Source organism: Streptomyces sp. NPDC039462, from assembly GCF_055639375.1.
This window is the reverse complement of record NZ_JBVKAO010000007.1, coordinates 84,301-105,267: the sequence shown is the minus strand read 5'-3', so window position 1 is coordinate 105,267 and position 20,967 is coordinate 84,301. Positions and strand designations below refer to the sequence as shown.

Below are 20,967 nucleotides of genomic sequence, written 5' to 3'. Positions count from 1 at the left end.
CGCCGACAGCGCCCCAGACGATTACGTCACCGCCTCGGGGCGCCCCCCGGCTACCCGGTCCGGTAGTCCTGGCCGAGGACCACGGAGACGTCCGCGTTCGCCGCCGTCTTCCCCTTGCGGACCGCGCTCGCGGGCAGGCCGAGGGTCTTGGCGACCTCGGTGGCCTGCGCCTTCTTGCTCGCCTCGGCGTAGGTGACCTGCGAGGTGGGCCGGGCCGCGGAGCCCGTGCCGCCGTCGATGAAGGTGTAGCCGCCGTTGACGAGGGAGACCCGGGCGTCCTCGCCCGCTGCCTTCTTCCCCGAGGCGTTCTGCACACCGACCCGCAGGGCCTCGCCCTTCTCCGGGCTCTTCACCGTGCCGCCCAGGACGTCCTTGACCACGGTCTCGCCGGCCTGCTCGGTCAGCGTGCCGTCCTGCCGCACCGGCAGCAGCGACGTCTTGTAGTCGCCGCCCTTGGCCCGGTCGGCGAGCTTGGCGAGGAAGGCGCCGAGGTCCTTCTCCTCCAGCGAGGGGTCGAGGATCTGCGCGAGGGACTGCACGGTGGTCGTGGCCGCCTGCGGGTCCGAGGAGAGCTTGCGCAGGACGCCCTGCATGACCTCTCCGAAGCGGTTCAGCTGGTCGGTCTCGGTCTCGCCGGGCGCGCGGTAGGTGGCGTACGCGACGGCCATCGGCCCGCTCAGTGTCTGCTGCTCGCCCTTCTTCACGAGGGGCGCCTCGCCCTTCTTCCCCTTGGGGTCGGGCACGTCGGTGTTCGTGTCGATGTCGATGTTGCCGACGAGTTCCACGAGGTTGTTGAGGTAGGGGGTGTCGAGGCGCCAGGTGCCCTCGACCTGGGTGCCGAGCACCGTGTCGATCGACTCGCGGGTGCCGGTCGAGCCGTCGTCGTCGACGGACTTGCCGAGCGTGGTCGCCGTGCCGTTGTCGTCCGTCACGGCGAGGGAGTTGGGCAGCAGGACGGTGGCGCCCTGCTTGGTGGTGGTGTTGTTCACCAGGAGCGCGGTGGAGGTGCCCTTGCCCTTGGTGTTGTGCAGGTGCAGGACGATCACGTCGCGCTTCTGCGGCCCGGTCGCCGCGGCCGCGCCGTCCTCGCCGTCCGACTGGCCGGGCAGCATGCCCGCGAACCACAGGTAGCCGACGCCGCCCGCGATCACCAGCACGAGGGCCACGACGAGCGCGACGACCCGGGACCGCCCGCGCCGCTTGGCCTCCTCGCGCCGCTCGGTGCGGCTCTCGGTGAACTTCAGCCAGTCGATGACGTCTTCGGAGTCCTCGTCCGGCTCCTCGATGAACGAGAACTGCTCGGTCTTGTACTCGGGCTTCGGTTCCGGTGCCGGTTCTGGTTCTGGTTCGGGTGCACGTCGGGGTTCCGGAGCAGGAGCAGGAGCAGGAGCAGGAGCCGGGGCCGCTTGCGGCTGATATTGCTGCTGCTGGGGGACCCAGGCGGTGTCGTACGACGTCGCGGCGACGCCCTGCTGCTGATCGCCCTGACCACCCGCGTACGGGTCGTACCCATACCCGTACCCCTGGTACTGCTGAGGCACCTGTGGCTGCGGCTGCACCTGCGGCTGCTGCTGCACCTGCTGGTACACCGGCTGCCCGTACTCGTCGTACCCGACGACCTGGTACTGGTCGGCCGCGTACTCACCCGCGTACTCGCCCGCATACGGATCGCTGCCCGCATAAGGGTCGTACTGTCGGTCGTTCACCGGTGCCCCTCTCGGCTCATTCGCCGCGGTACAGCTCACGCTTGTCGATATAACGCACCACACCGTCGGGCACCAGATACCAGACCGGGTCTCCCTTGGCGACCCGCGCGCGGCAGTCCGTGGAGGAGATGGCCAGGGCCGGCACCTCCACCAGGGAGACACCGCCCTTGGGCAGCCCGGGGTCGGCCAGCGTGTGGCCGGGCCGGGTGACCCCGATGAAGTGCGCGAGGGAGAACAGCTCTTCCGTGTCCCGCCAGGTGAGGATCTGGCCGAGGGCGTCGGCGCCCGTGATGAAGAAGAGGTCCGTGTCGGGGTTGAGGGCACGCAGATCGCGCAGCGTGTCCGTCGTGTAGGTGGCCCCGCCGCGGTCGATGTCGATGCGGCTGACCGAGAACTGCGGGTTCTCGGCGGTCGCGATGACCGTCATCAGATAACGGTCCTCGGCAGGTGACACCTGCTTGTCGCTCTTCTGCCACGGCTGTCCGGTCGGCACGAACACCACCTCGTCGAGGTGGAACTGCGCGGCGACCTCACTGGCCGCCACGAGGTGTCCGTGGTGGATCGGATCAAACGTTCCGCCCATGACGCCCAGGCGGCGCTTGCCGTTGCTCACCGGACCGGTAGGCATGTCCTGCTCTCCCATGCGTGCAGACCCTACCGGCCCGGTCGAGGGGCCCTGCTCCGGTCCTAGCGGTCCCGGTTGAAGAGGGTGGTGATCCACAGGAGGAGCATGAGGACGACGAAGGCGCCGCCGCCGGTGAGGAGAGGGCTGAGGCTTTCGTGGTTGCCGCCGTGCTCGCCGCCCTCGGAGGCGAGAGTGACCAGCTGGGCGGCGTTGCTGTGGAGGCTCATCTCAGGCAGGACCTATCCGGAGGTGGGATGGACATAAAGATTTCCGGCCCATCGTAAGCGGGGGGCTCGCTCCTGCTTACGCCGACTCAGCCGTTGCGGTTGTCCGCTCCCTTGTCGGGCGTACGTTCCGCGCTCGCTCCGTCGCTGTCGCTGCTCTCATTGCGCTCTTCAGGGGTACGTTCCGCACCCTTCTCGGCCGTACGCGCCCCGGTGTCGGCGCCCTGGCGGTAACCGCGCAACAGGAACCAGCCGACGAGTACGCATCCGACGACCATGACGATCAGCACGATCCGCAGCAGATTGCCCGGTCCCTGCTGCTCCGCGGCCTTGGCCGCCTCCGTGAGCCAGACGGCTCCAGGACTGTGCTCCATGACGGAAGACTCCTTCTGTGTGCTGCCCTGTCACGGTATCTCCGCCTAGGCTGGGCCCCACCTCGGGGGCACGAGAGGACGAGACATGGGGGATGCGGCATGACCGACGACAACGACCACGGCGGGAGCGGCGAGGGTTACGAGCGCGTGCCGAGCCGGCAGCGCAGGCGCTTCCCCGGCATCTCGTCACGGGCCTACGAGCACCCGGCGGACCGCTCGGCCCTGGTGGCCCTGCGCAAGCTGACCGGCTTCGACACGGTCTTCAAGGCGCTCAGCGGCCTGCTGCCCGAGCGGAGCCTGAGGCTCCTGTTCCTGTCGGACTCCGTGCGCGTGTCCGACGCGCAGTTCGCGCACCTCAACACCATGCTGCGGGACGCCTGTTACATCCTGGACCTGGAGAAGGTCCCGCCGATGTACGTCAACCAGGACCCGAATCCGAACGCGATGTGCATCGGCCTCGACGAGCCGATCATCGTCGTGACGACGGGCCTCGTCGAGCTGCTGGACGAGGAGGAGATGCGGGCGGTCGTCGGCCACGAGGTGGGCCACGCCCTCTCCGGCCACTCCGTCTACCGCACGATCCTGCTGTTCCTCACGAACCTCGCCCTGAAGGTCGCGTGGATCCCGCTCGGCAATGTCGCGATCATGGCGATCGTGACGGCGCTGCGCGAGTGGTTCCGCAAGTCCGAGCTGTCGGCGGACCGCGCGGGGCTGCTGGTCGGGCAGGACCTGAAGGCCTCGATGCGCGGCCTGATGAAGCTCGCCGGCGGCAACCACCTGCACGAGATGAACGTGGACGCGTTCCTGGAGCAGGCCGAGGAGTACGAGGCCGGGGGCGACCTGCGCGACTCCGTCCTGAAGATCCTGAACGTCCTGCCGCGCACGCACCCCTTCGCCACGGTCCGCGCCGCCGAGCTGAAGAAGTGGGCCGAATCGCGCGACTACCAGCGGATCATGGACGGCCACTACCCGCGCCGCGACGAGGACAAGGACACCTCGGTCTCCGACTCCTTCCGGCAGTCGGCTTCCGCGTACGCCGACGACGTGCGCAACAGCAAGGACCCGCTGATGAAGCTGGTCAACGACATCGCGGGCGGCGCGGGCGACCTGGGCGGCAAGCTCCGCGGGAGGTTCACGGGCTCCGGCCCCGGCTCCACGACCGACGACAAGCAGCCGTAACGGCCCAGGTCGCGAGCGAGATCTCAGGTCACGACGGAGCGAGCGAGGGCTGGGCCGAGGCCGCCAGCGATCCGCACAGCGCCGTCGCGTCCCCCGTCGCGTACGGATCGGTGCCCGCCGGGCCCGCCGCCTTCGCCTTCTGCCCGGCGAGCAGCGGCCGCAGGTGGTTCGCCGTCTCGCCCCCGCAGGCGAGGGGGCCCGCCTGGGTGGCGGATGTGACCAGCTCGGCCCGGTGCATCCGCAGGTCGTCGCGGTCGAAGCGGAAGCGCAGCTCGCGGCGGACGGTGAACAGGGACGCCTCGACGCGGTCCCCGCCGGCCGCCGTGCCCGCGGGCCGCAGCGCGTACACGAACGTGTGGTCCGAGGTGACCTCCAGCGCGTTCTTGCCGGCCTCCTCGACCCGCATCGTGCCCTCGGCCCTGACCCGCTTGTCGGCGAGCGCGGTCTTCGCCGGGTCGAACCGCACCAGCCACCCGGTGGCCGCGTGCCGCCCGTCGGCCGTCGGGTGCGCGAAGCTCCGGTCGAACTGGGCCAGTTGCTGCGGGTCGACCAGGATCCGCACGGAGCGCGCGGAGCCGCCGGTGAGGACGTCCGGGTCGAGCGAGGACTCGACCAGATAGTCCTTCGCGGTGACGAGCGCGGCCATCACCTGGCTGTCCGAGAAGTGTGAAGTGCGGCGCGCGCCGGGGAGGTTGATGCCGGCGGCGCCCACCCGGAGCTGGGCGGCCGGGCTGCGTGCGTAGAGGTCGGGGACGCTGGCCGAGCCGGGCACGCGGCCCGCTGGGGCGAGCGGTATGACCGTCATGCGCAGCGGCTCGGGGCGCTTGGCCGCCGGGGACTGGTAGGGGTGTCGTACGCCCATGTAGATCGCCGTGCCGAAGGCGACGGCCATCAGCACGGCGAGGACCACGAGTTGGCGGGAGAGGCTCCGGTGGAGTCCGGGGCGGCGGCGCACGGCGCGCGTGTGGTCGCCCATGCGCTCCTGTGCGGAGAACTCCTGGAGGCGGGCAGCGCGCACGAACGATTCGTCGAAGACAACCGACCCGTACTCGTCGTCGCCACCGCCGGGAGCGCCCTCGGGTGTCCCTGCGGGTGGGTCTCCTGGCCCGCCCATACCTTCAGAGTAGGTCTCCGGGACGCCGGGTAAACGCCCTGGTACACGACAAGTTCAGTCAACTCTTCACGGTGTGCGCGGCCCGGTCCTCACGGTGTGCGCGGCTCGGCGGGGACCGTCGACCTGCCGAACTCGGCGGAGACGGAAGGGCTGGGCGGCGTGTCTTTGCCTGCGCCCTGCCCGACCTCGGTCGAGGCGGGTGCGGGCACCTGGTCCTGGCGGCCCGACGACGCTCCGCGGTACACGGCGGTGAAGGCGAGGGCGACCATGCCGATGCCCATCACGAGGGCGAGCATCCAGGCGATGGGGCGGTGCCAGCGGAGCTGGCCGGGGTGGCGGCCGGGGCGGCCGTAACCCTCGCCGCGGGCGATGTGTTCGTAGGCGTCGTCGAACTCGTCGTCGCGGCCGAACTCGCTGCCGTCGTCGGGGCCGAAGCCGTCGTCGTGGAGCTCGTCGTCCGTGGCGTCGGGGCCGCGGCCGCGGGTGCGCGCCCGGCGGGCCTCGGCCTCGGAGGCCTCGGCGCGCGCCTGGGCGGCGGCCAACAGCCGCTCCACCGCGGTCGGTTCGTGAATCTCCGCGGCCCGCACGAAGTCCTCGTCGAAGACCACGGAGGCGAACTCTTCGTCCGCACCCCCGCGGTCGCGGTCGTCGTCGGGCTCCCAGCCGTCAGGGAACGACGGCGTGCCCCCCACGTCCTCCGGCACCCCTCCAGCGTAGCCCTGGAAGGGGCAATCTGGGCAGCCGGAAAGGGAATTCAGCGGATGTGGCCGTCGCCCGTCACGATGTACTTGGTGGAGGTCAGCTCGGGCAGTCCCATCGGGCCGCGCGCGTGCAGCTTCTGCGTGGAGATGCCGATCTCGGCGCCGAAGCCGAACTGGCCGCCGTCGGTGAAGCGCGTCGAGGCGTTGACGGCGACCGTCGTGGAGTCCACCAGCTGGGTGAAGCGGCGCGCGGCCTGCTGCGAGGTGGTGACGATGGCCTCCGTGTGCCCGGAGGTCCACAGCCGGATGTGCTCGACGGCCTGCTCCAGGGTGTCGACGACGGCGGCCGCGATGTCGTACGAGAGGTACTCGGTCTCCCAGTCCTCGGTGGTCGCGGGCACGACGGTGGCCTTGGAGGCGTCCCCGTACGTGAGGACGCGCTCGTCGGCGTGCACGGTCACCCCGGCCTCCGCGAGGGCGTCCAGGGCGCGCGGCAGGAACGCGTCGGCGATGTCGCGGTGCACGAGCAGGGTCTCGGCGGCGTTGCAGACGCTGGGGCGCTGGGCCTTGGAGTTGATCAGGATGTCGACGGCCGTGTCGATGTCGGCCGCGGTGTCCACGTAGACGTGGCAGTTGCCGGTACCCGTCTCGATGACGGGGACGGTGGACTCCTCGACGACCGTCTTGATCAGCGAGGCGCCGCCGCGCGGGATGAGGACGTCGACGAGGCCGCGGGCGCGCATCAGCTCGCGCACGGAGTCGCGGTTCTCGCCCGGGACGAGCTGGACGGCGTCGGCGGGCAGTCCCGCGCCGTGCACCGCGTCGCGCAGGACGCGCACGAGGGCGGTGTTCGAGGCGTACGCCGACGACGAGCCGCGCAGCAGGACGGCGTTGCCGGACTTCAGGCAGAGGGCGGCGGCGTCCACGGTGACGTTCGGGCGGGCCTCGTAGATGATCCCGACGACGCCGAGCGGCACGCGGACCTGGCGCAGGTCGATGCCGTTGGGGAGGGTGGAGCCGCGGACGACCTCGCCGACCGGGTCGGGCAGGGCGGCCACGTCGCGCACGTCGGCGGCGATGGCGCGGACCCGCTCCGGGGTGAGGGTGAGGCGGTCGACGATGGACTCGCTGGTCCCGGCCTCGCGGGCGCGCTCGGTGTCCTTGCCGTTGGCCTCGACGATCTCGGCGGTCCGCACCTCGAGGGCGTCGGCGATCGCGAGCAGCGCGTCGTCCTTGGCGGAGCGCGGCAGCGGGGCGAGCGTGGCGGCTGCGCCGCGGGCGCGGTAGGCGGCCTGGGCGACCGGTGAGAGGTTGTCGTAGGGCGAGACGGGAGAGAGCGACGTCATGCCCGCAGGGTAATCCCCGCGCGCGGGGCGTCCACCCGGTGTTCCAGTCCCCGAGACCGGTACGGCACCTCCGGGGGACGACGGCTCAAAAGGGGTGTACGCCGACGGGGGCGGCCGGTAACGGACCGTAACCCTCTGCGATGCGTTGGTGGTATGTGTCGCGGCCGATCACTTCGAGCCCCACGATCTCCCACGGGGGCAGCTGCGCGCTCTGCCGGTGCTCGCCCCACAGCCGCAGCGCGACCGCGGCGGCGTCGTGCAGATCGCGGGCCTCTTCCCAGTAGCGGATCTCTGCGTGGTCCGGCGCGTACCTGCTGGTGAGGAGAAAGGGGTGGTCGTGGGCGAGCTGTTCGAGTCCGCGCCTGAGCTCGTCGAGCGGGGCCTCGGCGCCCGAGACGCTCAGCGTGACGTGCCACAGCCGGGGCGTCGCCGCGCTCTCGCCCTCCTGGCTCTCGCCCGCGGCGCTCTCCCGGGCGTCGTGCGGGTCGCTCTCGTACGCCGTACCCGCGGCGACGCTCGTCAGCGTCCGCTCAGCCGAGCCGCGGGACGCCGCCCCTGGGCGCACTCGTCTCACGACGGCCTCCTTTACGCAATGGTGGTGCTGATACGCAACGGTCGTGCAGAACTGTCTTCAACAAAGTTGAGCAGGCCAAGCAGTCCCGCGGGGCGGTTTTGGGGAGTTTTACCTTCCGCGGACTGGACGGCCGGGGCCGTCCACGACGGTTTTCAGCCGGGGCGCGTGAGGCGTGTGGGACGGACGGTCCGACGCGACCTGGGGCTTTCCGGGCGCTATCCGTGCAGCCGGACGAGGTCGTCCCGGTGCACGACCTCCCGCTCGTACGCAGGTCCGAGTTCGCGGGCCAGATCCCGGGTGGAGCGACCGATGAGCATCGGGATCTCCTTGGCGTCGAAGTTCACCAGGCCGCGCGCCACCGGCCGGCCCGCGGCGTCCCGCAGCTCGACGGGGTCGCCCGCGGTGAAGTCGCCCTCGACGGCGGCGATCCCGGCCGGCAGCAGCGACTTGCGGCCCTCCACGACCGCGCGCACCGCGCCTTCGTCGAGGGTGAGGGCGCCCCGCGGCTCGGAGGCGTGCTGCAGCCACAGGAGGCGGTCGGCGGAGCGGCGTCCGGTGCGGTGGAAGTACGTGCCGGTGGCGCGGCCCGCGAGGGCGTCGCCCGCCTGGCTCGCGGAGGTCAGGACGACGGGGATCCCTGCGGCCGCGGCGATCCGCGCCGCCTCGACCTTGGTGACCATGCCGCCGGTGCCGACGCCCGCCTTGCCGGCGCTGCCGATCTCGACGTGCGCCATGTCGGCGGGGCCCCTGACCTCGTCGAGGCGGGAGGTGCCGGGCTTGGCGGGGTCGCCGTCGTAGAGCCCGTCGACGTCGGAGAGGAGGACGAGGAGGTCGGCGTGGACGAGGTGGGCGACGAGGGCGGCGAGCCGGTCGTTGTCGCCGAAGCGGATCTCGTCGGTCGCCACGGTGTCGTTCTCGTTGACGACCGGCAGCGCGCCCATCGCGAGCAGCTGGTCGAGGGTGCGCGAGGCGTTGCGGTGGTGGGCCCTGCGGGCCATGTCGTCGGAGGTGAGGAGCACCTGCCCGACGCGTACGCCGTAGCGCGCGAAGGAGGCGGTGTAGCGGGCCACGAGCAGGCCCTGGCCCACGCTGGCGGCGGCCTGCTGGCGGGCGAGGTCCTTGGGGCGCCGCACGAGCCCCAGCGGGGCAAGGCCCGCGGCGATGGCACCGGACGAGACAAGCACGATCTCGCGCTCGCCGCCGCTCCTGCTCTTCGCCAGTACGTCGACGAGGGCGTCGACACGGTCGGCGTCCAGGCCTCCCGCCGCGGTGGTCAGGGACGACGACCCGACCTTGACGACGACCCGCCGGGCCTCTGCCACTGACTGCCTTGCCGCTGTCACGCTTTTCCCCAAGTGATCCGATGCTCCGGATGTGCAATCTACGTGGCGCGGGAAGGCGTATTCGAGTCAGAGGCAGAAAACGGCCTCGGGGTTCAGTCTCCTTTGCCCCTTTATCCGGTGATTGATGTCACGGAAGATTGCTAGGGAGCCACTGCGCGTCATACGGTCAGTGGTCGACTTCCCCCCAGTTTCCCTTCATCCCCCTTCATCCCCGCCAGGAGCCCAAGCCCGTGCCCTCTGCCGGACTCGCCCCCCGACGCATCGTGCAGCTGTCAGCGCTGTTCGCGATGTTCGCGCTCTTCGCGACACAGCTCGCGACCGCGCTGATCCCCATCGTCCCGGTGTTCATCGCCGCGGCCGCCGCGAATCTCGCGCTCGACATCTATCTGCAGTACAAGCAGCCGGGCCTCCTCTCCCTCCTTGGCAAGATCCGCTTCGACGTCACGGTGCGCCAGCTCCTGCGCGACATGCTGATCCTCGTCGGGCTGCTCCGCATCGACGGCATAGAGCCGCTCGCCGAGCAGTCGCCGCTGACCATCGCGCTGCTCGGCTTCTACGCCCTGCACTTCGCCTGCCAGGCCGTCGCCGTGCTCGTGCGCCGCACCCGTTCGCTGCCGATCGTCACCCGCAACATCGACGCGTCGGACCTGCACCTGACCGCGGCCCCGCCGCGGATCCTCTCCCGCCGCCAGGCCCACCGCCTGCTGACCTTCTCGGTCCCGACGACGGTCGGCCTGCTGCTCACCGCGGCCACCACCGACGCGTACTGGGGCGGCATCGGGCTCGCCGTCTCCATCACCCTGATCGGCGCCGGCGCGCTCTACCTCGCCACCTGGCTGCTGCCGAAGAAGCGGGCGAAGAACGACCAGAAGGTCATCGAGTGGCTCGACGCGTGGCTCGCCGAGTACAAGCCGACCGTCGCCATGTACTTCTCCGGCGGCACCACGTCCGCGTACCAGGCGAACATGTGGCTCTCCACGCTCGCCGCGCTCGACGGCAAGCCGCTGATCGTGCTGCGCGAGCGGTTCATGGTGCAGAAGATCGACGCGACCGACGTCCCGATCATCTGCTTCCCGAAGGTCGCCACGATGTTCTCCCTGGAGACGTCGACGCTGAAGATGATGCTGCACCCGGCGAACGCCGCGAAGACCTCCCAGGTGCTGCGCATCCCCACGATCAAGCACGCCTTCATCAACCACGGCGAGAGCGACAAGCTCTCCTCCTGCAACCCCTACGCGAAGGCGTACGACGAGGTGTGGGTGGCGGGCCCCGCGGCCCGCGACCGCTACCAGCTCGCGGACATCGGCGTGGACGACAAGGACGTGGTCGAGGTCGGCCGCCCCCAGCTGTCCCCGATCCGCCCGTTCTCCGGCGCGCCCACCGGGCCGTACACGACCGTCCTGTACGCCCCCACCTGGGAGGGCTGGGACGGCAACCCCGGCAACACCTCGGTGGTCCTCGCCGGCGAGAACATCGTCCGCGAGCTCCTCGCGGACCCGGGCGTACGCCTCCTGTACAAGCCGCATCCGATGACCGGCTCGCAGGACCCGCGCGCGGGCGCCGCCAACGAGCGCATCAAGGCGATGATCCTCGCGGCGAACGCGAAGCGCTCCGGCGCCCGTCCGGGCCCCGAGGCCGCCGCCGAGCTGGTCCGGCGCACCGAGGAGCTGGACCGGCTGACCGCGCGGCGCTTCCGCAAGAGCGCGGACGAACAGGAGCGGATGATGCTCCAGGGCTCCCCGGACGGCGGCCAGCAGGCGGCCGTGGCCGCGGCGACGGCCGCGTGGGAGGCCGCGTTCTGGGCCTCCTTCCCCGAGTGGGAGCACCAGATCATCACGTCCGCGCGCCCGGCGATCTTCGCCTGCTTCAACCAGGCGGACCTGCTGATCAGCGATGTCTCCTCGGTCGTCTCCGACTGGCTGAGCAGCGAGAAGCCGTACGCCGTCGCCAACACGGCGGGCATGTCGGAGGCGGAGTTCCGCGCGAGCTTCCCGACGGCGTCCGCGGCGACGATCCTCACCCCCGAGGCGGACGGCGTGGCGGCCCTCCTGAAGGCCGTGCGCGCCCCGGAGCTGGACCCGCACGCGGAGGCCCGCGCGGAGCTCAAGGAGCACCTCCTGGGCCCCTCCGACCCGCCTTCCCTGGTCCGCTTCAACGCCGCGGCCCTCGCCCTGAGCGCCAAGGCCGACGCCCGTCGCGCCCGCATGACGTCCCGCATCGACGCGGACATCCCGGGCCAGCGCGTCGCGGAGGAAGCGGCGGAGGAGACGGAGCAGGACCCGAACGAGTCGAACGAGCCGAACGGCGCGGAGGACTCGATCTCGGCCTGACCGACTGAGCGCATACGAGAGGGCCCCGGAGCTTGGATCCAAGCTCCGGGGCCCTTTCGTATGCGCCGCCCTGAGACGTTGCCCAGGGGATCGCCCTGCCCGTACTAGAAGGGCTTGAAGTCGTCGTACTCCTTCTGGGCCTCGTCCCGCTCCGCGTCGCGGTCCCTGCGCCGCTGGGCGGCCGGCCTGGGCGCGTCCAGACGGTGGTCCTCGCCACGGCGGCCGAGCATCTCCGCGCCCGCCATCATCGTCGGCTCCCAGTCGAAGACGACCGCGTTGTCCTCGGGGCCGATGGCGACGCCGTCGCCGTTGCGCGCACCGGCCTTCATCAGCGCCTCCTCGACGCCGAGACGGCTGAGCCGGTCGGCGAGATAGCCGACGGCCTCGTCGTTCTGGAAGTCGGTCTGGCGCACCCAGCGCTCCGGCTTCTCGCCGCGCACGCGGTACAGCGGCTCGCCGCCGACCTCCTCGCGGGTGACCGTGAAGCCGGTGTCGTCGACGGCCTTGGGACGGATGACGATGCGGGTCGCCTCCTCCTTCGGCTTGGCGGCACGCGCCGCCGCGACCAGCTCGGCCAGCCCGAAGGAGAGCTCCTTGAGGCCCTTGTGGGCGACGGCCGACACCTCGAAGACGCGGTAGCCGCGCTCCTCCAGCTCGGGCCGGACCATCTCGGCGAGGTCCTGTCCGTCCGGTACGTCGATCTTGTTCAGGACGACGATGCGCGGCCGGTTCTCCAGGCCCGCGCCGTACTCCCGCAGCTCGGCCTCGATGACGTCAAGGTCGGAGACGGGGTCGCGGTCGGACTCCAGGGTCGCCGTGTCGAGCACGTGCACGAGCACGCTGCACCGCTCGACGTGCCGCAGGAACTCCAGTCCGAGGCCGCGGCCCTGGCTGGCGCCCGGGATGAGGCCGGGGACGTCCGCGACGGTGTAGACGGTCGAGCCCGCCGTCACCACGCCGAGGTTCGGGACGAGCGTCGTGAACGGGTAGTCGGCGATCTTCGGCTTCGCGGCGCTCAGCACGGAGATCAGCGAGGACTTGCCCGCGCTCGGGTAGCCCACGAGCGCGACGTCGGCGACGGTCTTGAGCTCCAGGACGACGTCCCGCGTCTCACCCGGCTCGCCGAGCAGCGCGAAGCCGGGGGCCTTGCGGCGGGCCGAGGCCAGCGCCGCGTTGCCGAGGCCGCCGCGGCCGCCCTGGCCCGCGACGAAGGTGGTGCCCTGGCCGACCATGTCCGCCAGGACGTTGCCCTCCTTGTCGAGGACGACCGTGCCGTCCGGGACGGGCAGGACCAGGTCCTGGCCGTCCTTGCCGGAGCGGTGGTCGCCGGCGCCGGGCTGGCCGTTGGTGGCCTTGCGGTGCGGGCTGTGGTGGTAGTCCAGGAGGGTGGTGACGTCCTGGTCGACGACCAGGATCACGTCGCCGCCACGGCCGCCGTTGCCGCCGTCCGGGCCGCCGAGCGGCTTGAACTTCTCACGGTGGACGGAGGCACAGCCGTGGCCCCCGTTACCCGCGGCGGCGTGCAGCTCGACGCGGTCCACGAAGGTGGTCATGGTTCGGTGCCTCCAGAAAAGAACGGAAATGTCTTACGTCTAACACGCGAAAGGCGGACCCTCTTCCCGACACCGGGAAGAGAGGTCCGCCCTCGCGAAGAACGTGTTCTACGGAAGCCTGGATCAGGCGACCGGAACGACGTTGACGACCTTGCGGCCGCGGTGCGTGCCGAACTCCACCGCACCCGCGTCCAGCGCGAACAGGGTGTCGTCCTTGCCGCGGCCGACGCCCGAGCCCGGGTGGAAGTGCGTGCCGCGCTGGCGGACCAGGATCTCACCGGCGTTGACGACCTGACCGCCGAAGCGCTTCACGCCGAGCCGCTGAGCATTGGAGTCGCGACCGTTCCGAGTGGACGATGCGCCCTTCTTGTGTGCCATCTTGTCTCAGTCCCTTACTTCGCAGCCGTGGGGATACCGGTGATCTTGATCGCCGTGTACTGCTGGCGGTGACCCTGACGACGGCGGTAACCGGTCTTGTTCTTGTAGCGAAGGATGTCGATCTTCGCGCCCTTGTGGTGGTCCACGACCTCGGCCTGGACCTTGATGCCCGCAAGCACCCACGGGTCGCTCGTCACGGCATCGCCGTCGACCACGAGCAGGGTCGAGAGCTCGACCGTGTCGCCAACCTTGGCAGTGGAAATCTTGTCAACCTCAACGATGTCGTCGACAGCAACCTTGTGCTGACGACCACCGCTGCGCACGATGGCGTACACGCGGATCTCTCTCTCGCTCGGAACGGGACCCCTGCAGTCCAGCCGCCCGCAGAAGCGGAACAGCCTCTCTCACGGCCCGGAGCCACGAGAGGAAATAGGTTTACAGAGGGCGGACGTGCATAGGAACACGCCGACGGTCAAGGTTACGGGGCCGGTCCTGGCGGGTCAAACCGGCCCCGTACCCCCGCTCACCTGACCGGATTCTCACCGTCCGGCGGCAGCGGCTTGACGCCCTTGCACAGGTCCGTCTTGTCGGCGCTGCCCGGCCACGCCACGGCCCGCGTGCGGTCGAAGTGCGAGCGGTAGGTGTCGTGCACCGAGTCGTCGTCTATCTTGACGATCGCCTCGTCGTTCTCCCTCAGCGCGGGCGCGGTGTAGTTCTGCGAGCCCGTGAAGGAGACCTTGTTCCGCTTGCCGTCGTACACGCCGTCGACCAGCAGGTACTTCGAGTGGATGATGTACGGCGTCGTGAGGCGGGAGCCGGGGTGCAGCGGGTCCCGGTCGTCGTTGTAGCAGCGCACGGACGGGCCGCCCGACGTGTGCAGCTGCTCCCAGGTGCCCGGGGTGCCGCCCTGGCTCTTGGCGCTGTCCGTCTCCGCGTACAGGATGCTGACCGAGCAGCCGGCCTTCTTCAGCGAGACGAGCTTGTCGGCGATCTGCTTCCGCGTGATCTTGAAGATGGCGGCGCGCACCTTGGTGTGCTGCGTCACGCCCGCCGAGTCCTTGTACGTGCACTTCACGTTGTTCAGGACGGAGTACATGGTGTCGGTCTCGTTGACCGTGCCGTTGCGCGGGAAGAAGTAGGCCTTGTAGCGGCCGCTGCTGACCGTGCGGTAGTCCCAGTCCGCCCAGCGCTTGCCGAGCATGTCCGTGAAGTACTCCGCGTACGCGTCGTACATGGCGGGGTTGTCCGGCAGCAGCAGCGCGTCGTTGAAGAACTTCGTGTGCGCCGACGGCGTCGAGTTCGACGTGGTCTGCACGACCACGTCCCTGGCGCCCTCGACCTCCGAGAACAGCCAGAACTTGTTGTGCATGATCGACTTGCCGTACTGGGGGTTGCCCAGGCAGGACTTGCCGGTCGGACAGAGGGACACGAACGACGACTTGGTCTTGTCGGTGCCGAGTGCCGACTTCAGCGTGTTGTACGAGGTGTTCGTCGGCCGGTCGCTCCTGCTCGTCTCGTCGAGCAGGACCTGCACGCGCACGCCGCGCCTCTTGGCGGCGACGAGCGCGTCGACGACCGACGCCTCCCAGACGTGGTAGACCGCGACCTTGATCGTCGAGCCGGGCACGGCGGCGTTCGTCAGCTCGATCAGCCGGGTCCTGATGGCGTGCTGCTGGTCGACGGAGCCCTTGGGATCGTTGAAGATCGGCCCCTCCGTCCAGGTGGGCAGCGGGTCCGCCGAAGCGGTCCCCACGGAGCCCGCGGCCTGGATTCCCGCCGCCGACAGGACCGTGGCCAGGGCCACCGCCTGGCGGCCGCCCTTGACCGGTTTCACCGCACGGTGCCGTCCCGTGCCTCGCAGGCGCCCGTGCGCCATATGTCATCCCTCCCCTGACGAAGGCGCGCAGTCTCCCCAAACGCACGCACACGTCCCTGTTCGTTCATCAGACCGCATGAGTTTTACAGGTATCCCCCCGGAGCTCCAAGGAGGGCCCTCCCACTTCACGCTTTCGGGGTGTGCGACGCCGTTTCCCGGACACAGCGGTGCCCCCCGCCCGGCGTTCTCGCCGAGCGGGGGGCACCGGTCGCGAAGAGGTCAGTCCTCGCTGGTCGCGCTCGCGGAGACGCCGGACGGCGTCTGCTCCGCCGCCGCGGCCTTCTTCGCCGTCGCCTTCGACGCCTTCTTGGCCGTCGTCTTCTTTGCGGCCGTCTTCTTGGCCGCGGTCTTCTTGGCTGCCGTCTTGGTCGCCGCCGTCTTCTTGGCGGGCGCCTTCTTGGCCGCCTTGCGCGCCGTCTTCTTGGCCGGAGCGGCTTCCTCGGCGGGGGCCTCGGTCTCCGTCCCGGCCTGCTCGGCCTCGGCCGGCTTCTCGGCGGGCTTCTCAGCGGCCTTCTCCGCCGACGGGACGACCACGATGGCCGCCTCCGCGGACGCGGTCGGCGCGGTGGCCCTGCGCACCGCACGGCGGCGCGGACGCGGCGGCGCGGCGTCGGCGACGGGCGCCTCGGCGACGGGCTCGGACACCGGCTCGGTGACCGCAGGGGCGACCGGCTCGGCCTTGGGGGCCTCCACGACCACCTCGGCGCTGTCGGCGCCCGCAGCGCCCTCGGCGGCCTTGGGCGAACCGGCCGGCGACGTCGCCTTGCGGACCGCACGGCGGCGCGTACGCCCCTTCGGCGCGGCATCGTCCACCGGAGCCGCCGGAGCCTCCTCGTGGGCGTCGTGGGCCTCGTGGGCCGCCTCGACGGCCTCGGGGCTGCCCACGATCGGGTCCTCGACGGCCGGAGCCACCGTGCGCGCGGTCTCGGCCTCGACGGCCGGGATCTCGGCGGCCTTGGCCTCCGCCTCGGCCTTCGCGGCCCGCTCGGCGCGCTCGGCGGCCTTGGCCGCCCGCTTGCCGGACTTCTTCGCGGCCTTCGGAGCGTCCGCCTGGGGAGCCTCCGCCTGCGGGGCGTCGGCCTGCGCGGCCTCCTCCTCGGGAGCGGCCTCCACACGGGGAGCGCCCGCCGGAGCCGACGCGCGCCGCGTGGCACGACGCCGCGAACGGCCGCGGGAAGCAGCCGCCTCGGCCTCGGCCGCGCTGCTGTACAGCTCCTCGTCCGCGACGAACTCGGGCTCGGGCAGCGCCACCGGAGCGGCCACCTCCGCCGCGACCTCGGCCGCGGTCTCGGTCTCCGCCGAGTCGTCCGCCGCCTCCAGCTCGTGCGTGTGCTCGTGACCGTGGTCCTGGTGGTCGGAGCCGCCGCGGCCGCGCTTCTTGCGCTTGCCGCCGCCACCCACGGAGGTGGGCTGCTCCATGTGCACGATGACGCCGCGGCCGTTGCAGTGGACGCAGGTCTCGGAGAAGGACTCCAGGAGACCCTGACCGACGCGCTTGCGGGTCATCTGGACCAAGCCCAGCGAGGTGACCTCGGCGACCTGGTGCTTCGTACGGTCCCGCCCGAGGCATTCGAGCAGGCGCCGCAGGACCAGGTCCCGGTTCGACTCCAGGACCATGTCGATGAAGTCGATGACGACGATGCCGCCCAAGTCGCGCAGCCGGAGCTGGCGCACGATCTCCTCGGCCGCTTCGAGGTTGTTCCTCGTCACGGTCTCTTCGAGGTTGCCACCCTGGCCGGTGAACTTGCCGGTGTTGACGTCGACGACGATCATCGCCTCGGTCTTGTCGATCACCAGCGAGCCGCCGCTGGGCAGCCAGACCTTGCGGTCCAGGGCCTTCGCGAGCTGCTCGTCGATGCGGTACGTCGCGAAGACGTCGACCTCGGACGTCCACCGGGAGAGGCGGTCCGCCAGGTCGGGCGCGACGTGCGAGACGTAGCCGTGGATGGTCTCCCACGCCTCGTCGCCGCTGACGATGACCTTGGAGAAGTCCTCGTTGAAGATGTCGCGGACGACGCGGACCGTCATGTCCGGCTCGCCGTACAGCAGGCTCGGCGAGCTCGTGGAGATCGCCTTCGCCTTCTTCTGGATCTCCTCCCACTGACCCTGGAGCCGCTCGACGTCGCGGCGCAGCTCGTCCTCGCTCGCGCCCTCGGCGGCGGTGCGCACGATGACGCCCGCGTCCTCGGGGACGATCTTCTTGAGGATGGTCTTCAGACGCGCGCGCTCGGTGTCGGGCAGCTTGCGGCTGATGCCGGTCATCGAGCCCTCGGGCACGTAGACCAGGTAGCGGCCGGGCAGCGAGACCTGGCTGGTGAGGCGGGCGCCCTTGTGGCCGATCGGGTCCTTCGTGACCTGCACGAGGACCGACTGGCCGGACTTCAGGGCCGATTCGATGCGACGGGGGCCGTTGGCCATGCCGAGCGCCTCGAAGTTGACCTCACCGGCGTACAGCACGGCGTTGCGGCCCTTGCCGATGTCGATGAAGGCGGCCTCCATGGACGGCAGCACGTTCTGGACCTTGCCCAGGTAGACGTTGCCGACGTACGAGGTGGCCTGCTCCTTGTTGACGTAGTGCTCGACGAGCACGTTGTCCTCGAGGACGCCGATCTGGGTGCGCTCGCCGTTCTGACGGACGACCATCACGCGCTCGACGGCCTCGCGGCGCGCCAGGAACTCGGCCTCGGTGATGATCGGCACGCGGCGGCGGCCCTGCTCGCGGCCCTCGCGGCGGCGCTGCTTCTTGGCCTCAAGGCGGGTCGAGCCCTTGATGGACTGGACCTCGTCGGCGCCGGTGCCGGGCTCGCGCTCGGTGTCCTTCGCGCGCCGCTCACGCGGCTCGCGGACCTTCACGACGGTGCGCTCGGGGTCGCCGTCGGCCGGCTCGCCCTCGACGGAGTCACCGGCACGGCGCCGGCGGCGACGACGGCGACGGCTGCTGCTGCTGGAGCCGGAACCGTTCGACTCCGACTCCTCGGCGTCCTCCGCCTCCTGCTCGGCGCTGTCCTCGGCGTCCTGCTCCGCCTGCTCGGCGGCGACCGTGTCGGCGTCGTCGTCGGCGTGGTGGGCGTCGTCGGAATCCTGGGCGTGGCGCGCGGACTCGTGCTGCTCGGCGTCCTGGTCGGCGGAGTCACCGCGGCGACGGCGGCGGCCACCGCGACGGCGACGGCGGCCCTGGCGCTCGCCGGACTCCTCCGTGTCGTCGTCGGAGTCGGCCTGCTCGGCCTGGTCGGCGGCGTCCTCGGGCTCGTCGGCGGGCTGCTCGTCGGCGGCCTTGACGGGCCTGGCGGACTCGCGCTCCTCGACGGCGGGCTGCTCGTCCGCGGCCCGACGGCGGCGGCGCCTGCGCGGCGTCGGCTCCTCCTCCGCCACGGGGGCGGGCTCGGCGCTCTCCTCCGCGGCCTCGGCGGCGGCCGCGGCTGCGGCGCGCTCCGGGGTCTGGAACATCGGCTCGGCGAACACCGGCGCCTGGAAGACGGCGACGGCCGGGCGGGGCTTGCGCCCGCCGTCCTCGCCGGACTCCTCGGCGCGCTGGGCCCTGCGGGCCTTGTGGCCGGACGGCGCGGAGAAGCCGGTGGCCGCGGTCTTGCGGGTGGCGCGGCGGCGACGCCCACGGGGCTCTTCGTCGGCGGCCTCGGCGGCGTCCTCGACCGGGGCCTTCTCGGCGGTCGCCTTCTCGACGGCGGCCGGCTGCTCGGCGAGCTTGGCGGCCACCTCCTGCTCGGCGGCCTTCGGCGTGCCGGCGGGCGCGGAAGCGGTGCGGGTGGCGCGGCGACGCGAGCGTCCCTTGGGCGCGTCCTCCTCGGCGACCGGCTCGGCCTGCGCGGGGGTCTCCACGACAGCGGCGGCCGTCTCCTCGACGGGCTGCGGCGCGGAGGCGGTGCGCGTGGCGCGACGGCGCGTACGCCCCTTCGGAGCGTCCTCCTCGGCCACCGGCTCGGCGGCCGGCTCGGCCTGCGCGGGGGTCTCCTCGGCGGCCTTCGGCGTGCCGGCGGGCGCGGAAGCGGTGCGGGTGGCGCGGCGACGCGTGCGCCCCTTGGGCGCGTCCTCCTCGGCGACCGGCTCGGCCTGCGCGGGAGTCTCCACGACAGCGGCAGCCGTCGCCGTCTCTTCGGCGGCCTGCGGGGCACCGGCGGGCGCGGAGGCGCGGCGGGTCGCACGGCGGCGCGGGCGCGCGGCCGGGGCGGCCTCCTCGGCGCTCTCCTGCTCCGCAGCGGCGGGCGCGGGGGTCTCGGTGGCGGGCTCCGTCACCTCCGCGGCCTGCGGCGTACCGGCCGGCGCGGAGGCGCGGCGGGTGGCGCGGCGGCGGGGGCGCGCGGCCGGTGCGGCCTCGGGCTCCGGCTCGGCGACCGGCGCCGACACCTCGGCGGCCTCGGTCGTCTCCTCGGTCTCGTCGACCTCGGGGGCCTCTTCGGCGGCAGGGGTGGCCGTTATGGCCGGGGCCGCGGCTTCGGCGGCGCCCGTCGGCGGGCCCGCCGGACGCGACGCGGCACGGCGCCTGCGGCGCGGCGGCAGGGTGTCGCTGGGGGTGTTGTTCTGCGAACCCTCAGTGGGGTCGTTCGGCTCAAGCATGCGGGCTGTTCTCCCGTCACGCTCCCGGGCGCCGCGCCTGGTCCGGTGATGTCCGCGGCTCGCGCTGTGCGCGGGGCCGCCATCCGGGGGCGGGGCGCCGCACGGGAGCTCTATGTCTTGTCTCGCCGGTTCCGTACGCCCATGTGCGGACGGCCTGGCGAAAGTCTCGGTCAGTGCGCTGCCCGACCCAGGTGGCTCCCGAGTACGAGGGCTGCGCGTCGACGTACGTCCCTAACGGGGGCCTTCCGGCACCGGCGCCTTCGCGGCGGCAGGTACGGCGGCCGTGGGTGGGGCGGCCGTGTCTGCCTCGCGGTCGGGCGCGAGCGGGTCGGTCACCGTGCCGGTCTCTTCATCGAAAAGCCCCTGCGCCAGCCTGGTCACCGCTGCGGGGACCGGCGGCGCCAGGTCGGCCACAGCTCGGAGACCGGACAGGACGTCGTCAGGTCGTACGGCAGGTGTCACGTGCCGAACAACCAGCCGCAGTATCGCACAGGGCTTGTCGGTCGGCCTATCAGCGTCGTGAGCGACTGCTTCGCCGTCGGCGAGTGCGAGGCTCACGACGGCCTCGCGTGCGTCGAAGGTACGCATGCCGTTCTTCGTGCGGCGCTGGACCTCGACCTTGTCCGCGGCCGCGAAGAGCCCGGCGGCACGCTCCGCCTCCGCGGGCTCCACACCGACGAGGCGCAGCTCCCAGACGGAGGCCGTGAGGCGGTCGGCGAGTCCCGAGGTGCGGGCCTCGACGGCGTCGATGATGTCGAGCCCGGCGGGCATCGACTCGTCGAGGAGCTCACGGAGCTTGTCGGGGTCGCGCGGCGCGGTGAGCGCGATCTCCAGGTACTCGGCCTCACTGCCCGTGCCGGTGGGTGCGGCATTGGCGTACGACACCTTCGGGTGCGGGGTGAACCCCGCCGAGTACGCCATGGGCACCTCGGCGCGGCGCAGCGCACGCTCGAAAGCGCGCTGGAAATCGCGGTGGCTGGTGAACCGGAGGCGGCCGCGCTTGGTGTAGCGCAGTCGGATGCGCTGCACCGCGGGTGCGGGCGGCGGGCCTACGGGCTGTCGCTTGCCCAGT

17 protein-coding genes are annotated in these 20,967 nt (G+C 71.6%); 2 read left to right on the top strand and 15 right to left on the bottom strand.

The window, feature by feature from the left end; all coding sequences use genetic code 11:
* Window positions 1-50 precede the first annotated feature (50 nt).
* The 4 genes from ACZ7LU_RS31375 to ACZ7LU_RS31360 all read right to left on the bottom strand — a co-directional run bounded on the left by ACZ7LU_RS31375 (window position 51) and on the right by ACZ7LU_RS31360 (window position 2,929).
* On the bottom strand, window positions 51-1,706 hold the full coding sequence (locus ACZ7LU_RS31375) for an LCP family protein (protein WP_471918653.1): 1,656 nt from the start codon (window positions 1,704-1,706) through the stop codon (window positions 51-53).
* Between the two features lie 16 nt (window positions 1,707-1,722).
* Window positions 1,723-2,349 carry a nicotinate-nucleotide adenylyltransferase gene (gene nadD, locus ACZ7LU_RS31370; protein WP_356262450.1) on the bottom strand — a complete coding sequence of 209 codons (627 nt, stop codon included), beginning with the start codon at window positions 2,347-2,349 and terminating at the stop codon, window positions 1,723-1,725.
* Window positions 2,350-2,393: 44 nt separating this feature from the next.
* Window positions 2,394-2,558, bottom strand: coding sequence for a hypothetical protein (locus tag ACZ7LU_RS31365; RefSeq protein ID WP_362995757.1), 165 nt, complete (start codon window positions 2,556-2,558; stop codon window positions 2,394-2,396).
* Window positions 2,559-2,644: 86 nt separating this feature from the next.
* Window positions 2,645-2,929: a hypothetical protein gene (locus ACZ7LU_RS31360; RefSeq protein WP_471918855.1), complete on the bottom strand. Its 285-nt coding sequence runs from the start codon at window positions 2,927-2,929 to the stop codon at window positions 2,645-2,647.
* A 99-nt stretch (window positions 2,930-3,028) separates the two neighbouring features.
* Here ACZ7LU_RS31360 and ACZ7LU_RS31355 point away from each other — a divergent pair, with 99 nt between their 5' ends.
* The gene (locus ACZ7LU_RS31355; protein ID WP_398297715.1) at window positions 3,029-4,108 is read left to right on the top strand and encodes a M48 family metallopeptidase; all 1,080 of its coding nucleotides are present in this window, start codon (window positions 3,029-3,031) and stop codon (window positions 4,106-4,108) included.
* Window positions 4,109-4,136: 28 nt separating this feature from the next.
* Here the strand turns inward: ACZ7LU_RS31355 and ACZ7LU_RS31350 are convergent, their stop codons facing one another.
* The 5 genes from ACZ7LU_RS31350 to proB all read right to left on the bottom strand — a co-directional run bounded on the left by ACZ7LU_RS31350 (window position 4,137) and on the right by proB (window position 9,165).
* Window positions 4,137-5,222, bottom strand: a complete 1,086-nt coding sequence (locus ACZ7LU_RS31350) for an SCO2583 family membrane protein (RefSeq protein WP_471918652.1) — start codon at window positions 5,220-5,222, stop codon at window positions 4,137-4,139.
* A gap of 89 nt (window positions 5,223-5,311) precedes the next feature.
* A complete protein-coding gene (locus ACZ7LU_RS31345; protein WP_468715898.1) occupies window positions 5,312-5,926 on the bottom strand; it encodes an SCO2584 family spore wall biosynthesis protein in 615 nt (204 codons plus the stop codon).
* Window positions 5,927-5,976: 50 nt separating this feature from the next.
* Window positions 5,977-7,269, bottom strand: coding sequence for a glutamate-5-semialdehyde dehydrogenase (locus ACZ7LU_RS31340; protein WP_471918651.1), 1,293 nt, complete (start codon window positions 7,267-7,269; stop codon window positions 5,977-5,979).
* Window positions 7,270-7,354: 85 nt separating this feature from the next.
* Window positions 7,355-7,834: a hypothetical protein gene (locus ACZ7LU_RS31335; protein WP_471918838.1), complete on the bottom strand. Its 480-nt coding sequence runs from the start codon at window positions 7,832-7,834 to the stop codon at window positions 7,355-7,357.
* Window positions 7,835-8,058: 224 nt separating this feature from the next.
* Complete coding sequence (gene proB, locus ACZ7LU_RS31330) at window positions 8,059-9,165, bottom strand: glutamate 5-kinase (protein ID WP_471918650.1); 1,107 nt, start codon at window positions 9,163-9,165, stop codon at window positions 8,059-8,061.
* A 251-nt stretch (window positions 9,166-9,416) separates the two neighbouring features.
* Here proB and ACZ7LU_RS31325 point away from each other — a divergent pair, with 251 nt between their 5' ends.
* A complete protein-coding gene (locus tag ACZ7LU_RS31325; RefSeq protein ID WP_398297727.1) occupies window positions 9,417-11,516 on the top strand; it encodes a hypothetical protein in 2,100 nt (699 codons plus the stop codon).
* A 104-nt stretch (window positions 11,517-11,620) separates the two neighbouring features.
* Here the strand turns inward: ACZ7LU_RS31325 and obgE are convergent, their stop codons facing one another.
* The 6 genes from obgE to ACZ7LU_RS31295 form a co-directional block, all read right to left on the bottom strand.
* Window positions 11,621-13,069 (bottom strand): GTPase ObgE, encoded by a 1,449-nt coding sequence (obgE, locus tag ACZ7LU_RS31320; RefSeq protein WP_398297728.1) that lies wholly within the window; start codon window positions 13,067-13,069, stop codon window positions 11,621-11,623.
* A 123-nt stretch (window positions 13,070-13,192) separates the two neighbouring features.
* Window positions 13,193-13,447: a 50S ribosomal protein L27 gene (gene rpmA, locus ACZ7LU_RS31315; RefSeq protein ID WP_365355700.1), complete on the bottom strand. Its 255-nt coding sequence runs from the start codon at window positions 13,445-13,447 to the stop codon at window positions 13,193-13,195.
* Window positions 13,448-13,461: 14 nt separating this feature from the next.
* Window positions 13,462-13,782, bottom strand: a complete 321-nt coding sequence (gene rplU, locus ACZ7LU_RS31310; RefSeq protein ID WP_055566950.1) for a 50S ribosomal protein L21 — start codon at window positions 13,780-13,782, stop codon at window positions 13,462-13,464.
* A 188-nt stretch (window positions 13,783-13,970) separates the two neighbouring features.
* The gene (locus tag ACZ7LU_RS31305; protein ID WP_398297731.1) at window positions 13,971-15,323 is read right to left on the bottom strand and encodes a phospholipase D-like domain-containing protein; all 1,353 of its coding nucleotides are present in this window, start codon (window positions 15,321-15,323) and stop codon (window positions 13,971-13,973) included.
* Between the two features lie 219 nt (window positions 15,324-15,542).
* Window positions 15,543-19,895: an Rne/Rng family ribonuclease gene (locus tag ACZ7LU_RS31300; protein WP_471918649.1), complete on the bottom strand. Its 4,353-nt coding sequence runs from the start codon at window positions 19,893-19,895 to the stop codon at window positions 15,543-15,545.
* Window positions 19,896-20,126: 231 nt separating this feature from the next.
* On the bottom strand, window positions 20,127-20,924 hold the full coding sequence (locus tag ACZ7LU_RS31295) for a TIGR03936 family radical SAM-associated protein (protein ID WP_398297735.1): 798 nt from the start codon (window positions 20,922-20,924) through the stop codon (window positions 20,127-20,129).
* Window positions 20,925-20,967: the final 43 nt, after the last annotated feature.